This is a genomic window from Amorphus sp. MBR-141, assembly GCF_053628695.1.
Window position 1 is genome coordinate 1 of sequence record NZ_JBRJGW010000081.1, and the last position, 1735, is coordinate 1735.

Sequence of the window (1735 nt, forward strand, 5' to 3'; positions counted from 1 at the left end):
TGGTCACCTTACCCTGGCGCCGTGTCGGCACATCCGCCGGCCCTAACCGCCGGACTCTAACTCTACGCCCCGGCCACCTCGATGGGGCAGGCCAGGCCTACATTAGCCGATTTGCTTCTCGTTATTCGAGAAAGTCGGATTAGTATTTTCTTTATCGTAGTGGGATCGAATGATATATGAATTCGTGCGTCTCTTTGGCAAAGAATATCTATAAAGTGTTCCCAGAAGTCTGTTTCCTTCTTGCCCGATATAAACATACTATCAAGATCAGACTCAGATAAATTCGCTATAGTTTGGCAAATTAACGGTCGCCGAGGCAGCCAGCTGGGTATTTGGATCTCTTCTTGTAGTCTTTGGAAAAATTCTTTGGTCTCGTCCTCTGTGAACTCAGTCTTGCATCTTAAAACAATAGTTTCACTTGGACTTAGCCCAAGCGCAGAGAACATCTCGTCATTGCTGTTAAAGTAGTGCTCTCTTCCTGAGATGAATACGCTGGATTTTGATTTGGATATAAGATCCTTGACACCCTCTAATGATTTAGACCGAATTGTACGAAGCTTTTCAGTGTTGTTACTCCAGGTTTGGGATCCGATTTCGTCAAACCCGTCAATTAAAAGCGCCAGTGTTTGGAGATTCAGTGCTCTTATAGCTGGTTGATTTAAGTTTTCTGCTCCAATATCTTCCAAATGACGCCTAAGTAATTCTCTTCCTCTTTTGACGCCCCAAGCCTCTCTGAGGTCTATGGCAATGGGATAGAATTGCCTCTCGGTAGCATTTGTTGACATATGCAAAAACAATTCTCGGATACAGCGACTTTTCCCGGTTCCATACTCTCCAAGTAGAATTACGCTCTTGCCGCGGTTTAAATATCCTGCAATTTCATTTATGTTAAGTTCTTTATTCTGGCCATCAACCTTATACCGAACAGAGATATATTGTGTTTTATCAAGTTCACCTGTAACGGGATCAATTGCGCTTCCAAAAGATATGTTTTTTCTAAGTGATTTATAACTTTCAAAATCAAAGAAGGTCTTCGAGAATGCGTCGAATGAACGAACTTGTATTTGATGTGGCTCCCCCGCTTCCGACATGGCTCGCGTGATTGGGCCGTTCACGATACAAAAGCAACGAGCAAATATGCCCTTTTCCTGCATGAGCGCGGACTTCGCAGTCTGAAGCTTTATGACGTCCTCGCGCACTTTGGAGAGCTCGCGACGTTCGGTAATCTCGATGAAGATCCAGACATCAGCTGAACTCTCGACCACACCGTCTAACGCGACACCTCCAACGTTCCTGGGTTCGCAGGGGCTGCTCCAGATTTCGGATGCGAGAGAGCGTACGCGATCTTCAAAACTCGCCCATGTCTTTGGCATTGCTGGCTCTCCCTTCTATCGATTTGGCACAGATAATTATGTATCTAATTTCACCTATAACTTGATTTCAATGTTAAAGTGGGTGGCGGGTTGTGAGTGTGCCGAAGTGCCATTGCGCGCTTGATTGGGTGGAGTTATCTCCTAGGCGGTTGGTTACGATAGGGATGAATTTTCCGATCGAAGCTTGCTTCTTTTTTGATCTGCGGCGCATCAGCACCGAGCTCTAAGCGGCCGGAGTTGGTGTATATGCAATCGTTCTACTTCACGAGAGGTGGCTCGGGAAAACTGGACACCTGGGATAAGTGGAATTTCTGCCTGAGATCGGCATGATGCCGTTAACAGGAGAGACCATGAGCAGACGA

The 1735-nt window shown here is 46.1% G+C and carries 1 protein-coding gene; it reads right to left on the minus strand.

Annotation, left to right across the window (positions count from 1 at the left end):
- Positions 1 to 62: 62 nt before the first annotated feature.
- Positions 63 to 1373, minus strand: coding sequence for an NACHT domain-containing protein (locus tag ACSSVZ_RS28075; RefSeq protein WP_453974162.1), 1311 nt, complete (start codon positions 1371 to 1373; stop codon positions 63 to 65).
- Positions 1374 to 1735 lie beyond the last annotated feature (362 nt).

Coding starts and splice junctions, on each gene's coding strand:
- ACSSVZ_RS28075 (WP_453974162.1), bottom strand. CDS start 1,373: ATGCCAAAGACATGGGCGAGTTTTGAAGATCGCGTACGCTCTCTCGCA.